The organism is Acaryochloris sp. IP29b_bin.148 (genome assembly GCF_028285565.1).
GTDB lineage: Bacteria > Cyanobacteriota > Cyanobacteriia > Thermosynechococcales > Thermosynechococcaceae > Acaryochloris.
This window is the reverse complement of record NZ_JANQOY010000221.1, coordinates 1-7,432: the sequence shown is the minus strand read 5'-3', so window position 1 is coordinate 7,432 and position 7,432 is coordinate 1. Positions and strand designations below refer to the sequence as shown.

Below are 7,432 nucleotides of genomic sequence, written 5' to 3'. Positions count from 1 at the left end.
CATCAGCAGCAACAACGCCTTATCTCGGATCGGGTGACGACCCCTCAACTCAGCGGCCATGATCAGCCGATTCACTTCCGCCAGGGTCAGATACTCCCGACTGCGATAGTGTTCGTTTCGTTGGCGGCAAATGACCATTAATACCTTCGGGATCCGATCTCACGGTAACTGATTACAAAAAGAGCGAAATGTAGTCAGTTATAGAACGATTCTAGGGGGTTCTGGGGGAATGGGTCATGAAAGACCCCTCGATTAAGTTGAACTTATGAGTGAAAAATCTCTGAAACCATTGGAAACTCGTAGGCTCTAGCAGGAATAATAAGTTTTAATTATGCTTTAGGGAACTACTTTGACATCAAGCTAAAACCTATCTGGAAAAGCCTGCTGAATATAACCAGGAATTTGAAACTATGAATTTAAACTCGAAACAAGTTTTTCTGAGCGGCATAGTAAAAACCATTTTATGGTTTATGGTTTATGGAGATTTTATCTATCCATGATCACGTAACTGAAAGAATAAAACCATTTTATGGATTATGGTTTATGGTTTTGATTCAAGATCCATCAAATATCATCAATGGTGATTCCAGGTGGCAACCCAAATTCATCCACCAGAAACTCTTTAAGGATAGGACTCAGTTTTACCCTTTTTTCTCTGCAACGCTTTTTCCAGTGCTCCCTAACAACATATGGAACTTTGAACCCAGCAACATTTACAGCTTCCATATCTTCATCGCTGTAACTATGGTTAATGACCTTTTTCGATAAATTGGTTTCTGGTTTCTGGTTTCTGGTTTCCAGATTCTGGTTATTGGTTTCTGATTCAATACCCTTACTTACTTGCTCTCTGAAACGGGCCATTCTATGAGTCCTCCCATGACTAATCAATAATTGAACGGATTTCACTAAATACCTTCTGGTAATCCCTCCAAGGCATTCTGTATTTACCGGGCTGTTGAGCTAACGTTGCTCCTGCGAGACTGGCATGCCTAACACCTTCACCTCTTCGGACGAAAGATTTAAGAACTAGATATCCATCTTCCTTAAGATCTTCAGCTAACTCAGCACCAGCGGTCCCACTCGTTAATACATCTGTGAGCAAAATGCGGTATTTTCCTTTACCAGCTTTTATGGCATTTGCCGTCTCTGTGGCAGCACTTGCACTATCGACATCTACCTTAGTTGGTATGACAACAAGATCACTATCCTCAGCTAGATCTTGAAGATCGTCATCAGAAATGCTGGCTTGAGTATCCAGAATAACGAAATCGACACCAGCGACAGCTTTTGCCATCTTTGCAAAAGATGCAACTACAAATGGTGGACTAAATTTTGGATTATCATTAGCCCTTGCTTGCCATTTCAGTGCAGTTCGATTGGCATCGTCATCAATTAAGGCAACTTCATATCCTTCTTCAGTTAGCCAATAGGCATAGTGGATGGCACTGGTGCTTTTAGCCACTCCACCTTTTTTTGAAACAAAACTGATGTACTTCATTCACCTTGCTCTAAGAACTAGAACCCATGTGATGATATCTCAAAAACCATAATTTGGAAATTGGTCTCTGGTTTATGGAATATGGATTATGGAATATGGATTATGGAATATGGATTATGGAATATGGATTATGGAAAACCAAAATCCAGTAGATGTAATGCCTGTAAAGGCTTCGTCTTCTCAAATTACCAATAAGATGATTCAATAAAGATGGTTTATGGTTTATGGTTTTTGGTTTATTTCTTGAGATTGGTTAAAAATACTATCCAATCTATCTGGGTGGAGTAAGCCCAACACATCAGAGATGGGCCTATTCCAAGAACAGATAAGGGGGAACTTGAAATGGCTAACCTTAAGCAGGTTGAAGTTCTGAAGCAAGGGGCGAAAACTTGGAATAATTGGAGAAAAGAGAGTCCAGATGAAAAGTTAGACCTCAGTGGTGCTGAACTTAATGGTTCCATCCTTATTGGCGCAGACTTACGCAATGCTAACCTTCGCTATGCGAACCTAATAAGTGCAAACCTTCAACATGCAATACTAACTGGCGCAGATCTCCACTATGCCAGTCTCATCAACGCGAATCTAAATTGTGCCAGTCTTCGCAATGCGGATCTGAGTAATGCAATTTTGAACAACACAGACCTTAGTAAAGCAAACCTTAGTGTAGCGAACCTCAATAAGGCAGATCTATACAAAGCTAATCTCTACGAAGCCAAGCTCATGGATGCCAAGCTATGTAGGGCTAATTTAAAAAATGTTCAATTAAGCAAATCCAACCTAAGTCGCGCAAACTTATTGGGTAGCAAACTACAGAACGTAATTCTTACTGGTTCTTGTATTCAAGACTGGAATATCAACAAAGAGACAAATGTAGATGGCTTAGTATGTGATTACATCTATCTTAGAGAAGAAAATCAAGAACGCCGCCCTCTAAAAAGAAACTTTGATTCAGGTGAATTTGTTGTTCTTGTCCAGAAGGCACTGAGAACTATTGATTTCATTTTCATCGATGGCATTGACTGGCTAGTTTTCTTCCAGACCCTTCAGGAAGTTCGTCAACAATACCCCAGAAGTGAAGTTGGATTACAAGCAATTGAGAAAAAAGGAGCAGCATTCGTAATTCGCTTAGAAACTGCACACAATGCTGATCAAAGTGCAATCGAATCCCTCACAACTGAGTTGTACGACACCAAGCTAGAACTTCGTGAAGCCCAAGGGAAAATAACAGTACTGCGCGAAATGTCCGACGTCCTTGAACAATTGGCAGGTGCAGCAATGAATACACCAACGAATCAAACCAATAACTATGGCAATGTTTATGGAGTCCAACACTCAGGTAGCGGTAATATCCAAGCTTTTACACAAAACATCGGAAATAATCTGAACGAAATCAGCAAACTCATCAACACTCTGAGGGAAGCAGTTCAAACATTCCCTGATGAACAAAAGGAAATAGCCCTAGGTGAGTTGGAAGATATTGAGTCTGAACTTCAGAACCCTGAGAACATCAAACCCGAGCGTATCAATAGGAGACTCAAAGGTTTACTCGCTGCTGGTGCAGCCACCGCTACATTCGCTGGTACTGCTGTAACGGGCGCAGCCGACTTCACAAAAAAAGCTAACGAATTTACTGGAAATGTTCTTGAATTATCTAAGAAAATTGGTATTGAGCTAGTGGAACCTAAACAGAAAAATTAAAAACCTCAAGTTGAAATAGTGCATTAAATTTTTTCTTCCAAACCCAGTGCCCTTGAATTGAAAGAGTGAAAGCCAGGAATATTATTAGTGTTGCATAAGACCATATTGATAAACCAAAATCCATTTACCAGTTTATGGTTTTTGGTTTTACGTTAATTCTGAAATATATTGAGCTACAAACTCAAGCGAGGCATTGCTTTCAGGAAATTGTCTCCATTAACGACAGCCGATAAGCACTACCCCACCCAGTAGAATATCCGGAACGACTCAGAGCGATCACACCCTTTGAAAACAGATTCCATCTTCTATCGCATCTTCAAGACTGACCCCGGCATCTTATTTGAGCTGCTAGGACAGCCCTCAGAAGTCGCTCAAGGTTATGAATTTACGTCGGTTGAAATCAAGCAGGTTGCCTTCCGTATCGATGGTGTTTTCCTACCCACGCCAGAGGCCACAGATCAAACGGTCTGGTTCGTGGAAGTACAGTTTCAACGAGACCCGGTGTTTTATCAACGGTTCTTCTCAGAGATTTATCTGTATCTCAATCTCCACCCTGAAACCGTGGACTGGCAAGCCGTTGTTATTTATCCCAAACGGAGCATTGAGCCTGACTACCCCCAGGTATTCCGAGCAAATTTGAACAGTGATCAGGTGCATCGCATTTACTTGGAAGACTTAGATGAACCCCTAGATTCTCTCGGAGTGGGTCTGATGCAGTTGATTGTGGCTGACTCCGCAGATACCGTCACCCAGGCCCAAGCGTTGCTCTCAAGGGTTCAGCCTCAAGAGCAGACAAATCCAAGGTTTGCGGCGATAATGGAGTTAATTGAAACGATTGTGGTCTATAAATTTCCACAACTGAGCCGGGAAGAGATAGAGAGCATGTTGGGCTTAAGCGAACTCAAACAAACGAAGGTTTATCAGGAAGCCTATCAAGAAGGGGAGCAATCTCTCATCCTTCGACAGCTCAGCCGACGTATTGGTGACGTCTCTCCTGAGATGCGATCGCAGATCCAATCGCTGTCCTTAGATCAGATTGAAGCTCTGGGTGAAGCATTGCTGGACTTTGCGGAACCTGCTGACTTGGTGAGCTGGTTGCAGGAGAATTCGTAAGTCTTCATCAACATCATGTCGGATCATCAAACAAGCTACACAATAAACTCAATGATTGGGAGGTTATTTCTAACCAATAAAGCCTTTCAGTCACTTAGCTTTCAAGGTCAACAATCCATTGTTTTAGATCTGATCCATGCATCACGTCATTCAGACGTAAATATCGGAGAAATTCTAAGTAATGAGTGCTTTTCAAACTATAAAAATACTGATGAGAAAAGAACTATTGCTGAAATATTCAAAATCTGCTCTTATTGTGTAAAAGTCAAAGAAGACGTTAAAGATTACGGTAGTGGATATAGCGTACAGGGTCTTTGTTCAGATTGTGCAAGAAACCCAGACTAAAAATTTTAGAAACAGATATTGCTCCAATACGATATCCTACGCTTGCTCTGGTCTCTCCAGAAGCTTCCTCGCCAACTCGAAGCTCTCGGTGAAACATTACTCGACTTTATGAAACCTGCTGATCTGGTGGACTGGTTGCAGGAGCATCGAGCCGATTAGCAAGTACTCAATTCAAAATGGCTTGCTCTGAAAAAAATCTGGATTACACCAAAATTACATAAAAATCACTATCCTCTTTGGATGAATATTCAGCTAGAAAAAAGCAGGGTTCCCCACTAATGAAGTTTAGTAGACTCTGTATAATTCGGCTGAAACCTTATAGAGCAATAAATAATGATTTTAACTATCTCACTTGTAGCCTATAGAGAGATAGATTTCTGTGTCGAGACAATGCTGATTTTAGATCATCAGTACTAAATAGCACCTTATCCAGCTATTGTTGTTTAGGGCCTTAAGCAGCAAATGAGGGGAGAACAGATCCACAAAAAAATGCCCCCTACTGCACAGTAGGGGACAACCACAGGAACTCTCAATGAAAAGTGTTAGACCGCTAGAGGCTTTTGAGTTTCTTGAGCATGCTGCTCTGGCTGAACATGAACTTCAGGATGAACCTTCGATAACATTTCTCTAAGGCTATTGCCCTCAATTACCTCTGATTCCAGCAACTGCTGAGAAATCATTTCCAACAGTTCCTTATTCTCCTTGAGAATACTCAGAGCTTCCTGATGAGCTGCTTCGACAATACCCTTGACTTCCTTATCAATGGCCTTGGCCGTTTCATCACTCACCATTCGGCGGGCATTCATACCTCCACCGAGGAAGTTGTTCTGCTGACCTTTGTCATAGGCCAGAGGCCCTAACACTTCACTCATACCGTAGGAGGTCACCATCTGCTCCGCTAAATCCGTGGCTCGCTGTAAGTCATTGGATGCACCTGTGGTGATGCTGCCAAAGATGACTTCTTCTGCGGCTCGTCCACCTAAGAGCGTGGCAATCTGACCTTTGAGTTCTGACTCGTTTAACAAGAACCGATCTTCTGTGGGCACTTGCAGAGTGTAGCCTAAAGCTGCCATGCCGCGGGGGACGATGGAAATTTTCTCCACTTGATCCGTACCAGACATCTTGGCGCCGACGAGGGCATGACCAACTTCGTGATAAGCGACAATCTTCTTCTCTTTGTCGTTGAGGACGCGGCTCTTTTTCTCTAGACCGGCAACGACTCGCTCAATGGCTTCGGCAAAGTCTTGGGTTTCAACAACTTTGCTGCCTCGGCGTGCAGCCAATAGCGCTGCTTCATTCACCAGGTTAGCTAAGTCAGCTCCAGCAAAACCAGGGGTACGAGTAGCCATGGCTTTGAGGTCAACATTTTCACCCAGCTTCACTTTCTTGGCGTAGATTTCTAAGATGGCCAGACGACCCGTGAGGTCAGGACGGTCCACCAGGACTTGGCGGTCAAATCGACCCGGACGCAGGAGGGCTGGGTCTAAGGTTTCAGGCCGGTTGGTAGCAGCTAGAACAATAACCGTGGCATCTCCGGCCCCAAAGCCATCCATTTCAGTGAGGAGCTGGTTGAGGGTTTGCTCGCGTTCGTCGTTGCCGCCAACGAAGCCATTACCGCCTGCTCGTGATTTACCAATGGCATCGAGTTCGTCAATAAAGATGATGCAGGGAGCTTTCTTTTTGGCTTGTTCGAACAGGTCACGAACTCGAGCAGCACCAGTACCGACAAACAGTTCAACAAATTCTGAACCGGAGATGCTGAAGAAGGGGACGCCTGCTTCACCGGCGACGGCTTTGGCCATTAAGGTTTTACCAGTTCCAGGAGGTCCGACTAAGAGTACACCTTTGGGTATTTTGGCCCCAATCTCGGTGAAGCGTTGGGGGGACTGGAGGAATTCAACGATTTCTTCGAGTTCAGCTTTGGATTCTTCAACGCCTGCAACATCATCAAAGGTGACTTTGTTGTCATCGCCTTCGACGTAGACTTTGGCTTTGTTCTTAGTGACAGAGAGAGCACCTTGGGGGCCACCTCCACCAATACCACCACGACTAAAGAATCGGAAAATGGCCACGAAGATAATAGGAGGGATAACCCAGCCTAATAAAGTGGTGAACCAGCGATTGCCAGCAGGAGGGGTCGCAGCGAATTCGACATCGTTAGCTTCAAGTACTTTGGGCAACTCTAAGTCAAAGATAGGAGTGGTTTCTTGAACCTGACCGATATTGCCCTCAGTGCCTTTGAGTTGATAGCGGATGATATCTTGGCCAACGGAGACCCGAGCCACATCTCCGTCTTGAACTTGCTCAAGGAAGAAGCTGTAGGGCACTTTCGAAACCCGAGGACTGTTACCAAAGGTCAAGACCAAATTGAGTATTAGAAGTCCGAGGGGAAGTAACAACAAAATGGTGCTGAGGGGATTCGGACGGGGACGTCTAGGTTTGTCGTTTACAGGCATGAGAAATTCCTTAGTTAAAAAAAGTGGTTTACTCAACGGTTGGTGAACCAAAGTCTTAAATCTGTCTTAGTCCAATCACCAGATGGTTGAGCAGTAGTGAAGAAATACTGGGTTGCTAAAGCATCACTCGATAGGTGGCGATAACGTTCAACGCTGGCGCTTTATGCGAGGAGCCCAAGGCGTTTGCCATTGTCACGAGCTAGTCGAATCCAACCTTGACGGCGACTCCGGTCAATCCCTACTTGATTGCAGAAATTCGTGATGGCTTTAGAGTGCATGGCGATAGCTTTGCCTCTCAGCTTTACGAATTTGGGCTGACCAA

Annotated in this window: 7 protein-coding genes; 3 read left to right on the top strand and 4 right to left on the bottom strand. The window is 43.9% G+C overall.

Annotated features, from left to right (window positions below; translation table 11 throughout):
• Positions 1-564: 564 nt before the first annotated feature.
• Positions 565-861: a hypothetical protein gene (locus Q0986_RS20075; RefSeq protein ID WP_299414857.1), complete on the bottom strand. Its 297-nt coding sequence runs from the start codon at positions 859-861 to the stop codon at positions 565-567.
• A gap of 19 nt (positions 862-880) precedes the next feature.
• Complete coding sequence (locus Q0986_RS20070) at positions 881-1,498, bottom strand: ParA family protein (RefSeq protein WP_299414855.1); 618 nt, start codon at positions 1,496-1,498, stop codon at positions 881-883.
• 342 nt (positions 1,499-1,840) lie between these two features.
• Between Q0986_RS20070 and Q0986_RS20065 the strand changes: the two genes are divergently transcribed.
• The 3 genes from Q0986_RS20065 to Q0986_RS20055 all read left to right on the top strand — a co-directional run bounded on the left by Q0986_RS20065 (position 1,841) and on the right by Q0986_RS20055 (position 4,813).
• Positions 1,841-3,196 (top strand): pentapeptide repeat-containing protein, encoded by a 1,356-nt coding sequence (locus Q0986_RS20065; protein WP_299414853.1) that lies wholly within the window; start codon positions 1,841-1,843, stop codon positions 3,194-3,196.
• Positions 3,197-3,481: 285 nt separating this feature from the next.
• On the top strand, positions 3,482-4,309 hold the full coding sequence (locus Q0986_RS20060; RefSeq protein ID WP_299414851.1) for an Rpn family recombination-promoting nuclease/putative transposase: 828 nt from the start codon (positions 3,482-3,484) through the stop codon (positions 4,307-4,309).
• Between the two features lie 363 nt (positions 4,310-4,672).
• Positions 4,673-4,813 carry a DUF4351 domain-containing protein gene (locus Q0986_RS20055; protein WP_299414849.1) on the top strand — a complete coding sequence of 47 codons (141 nt, stop codon included), beginning with the start codon at positions 4,673-4,675 and terminating at the stop codon, positions 4,811-4,813.
• 383 nt (positions 4,814-5,196) lie between these two features.
• Here Q0986_RS20055 and ftsH4 read toward each other — a convergent pair whose 3' ends face one another.
• Together ftsH4 and Q0986_RS23065 are read right to left on the bottom strand one after the other, a co-directional pair.
• Positions 5,197-7,110: an ATP-dependent zinc metalloprotease FtsH4 gene (gene ftsH4, locus Q0986_RS20050; protein ID WP_299414847.1), complete on the bottom strand. Its 1,914-nt coding sequence runs from the start codon at positions 7,108-7,110 to the stop codon at positions 5,197-5,199.
• A gap of 161 nt (positions 7,111-7,271) precedes the next feature.
• A partial coding sequence (locus Q0986_RS23065) for an electron transporter (RefSeq protein ID WP_366918636.1) occupies positions 7,272-7,432 on the bottom strand: 161 nt, incomplete at its 5' end.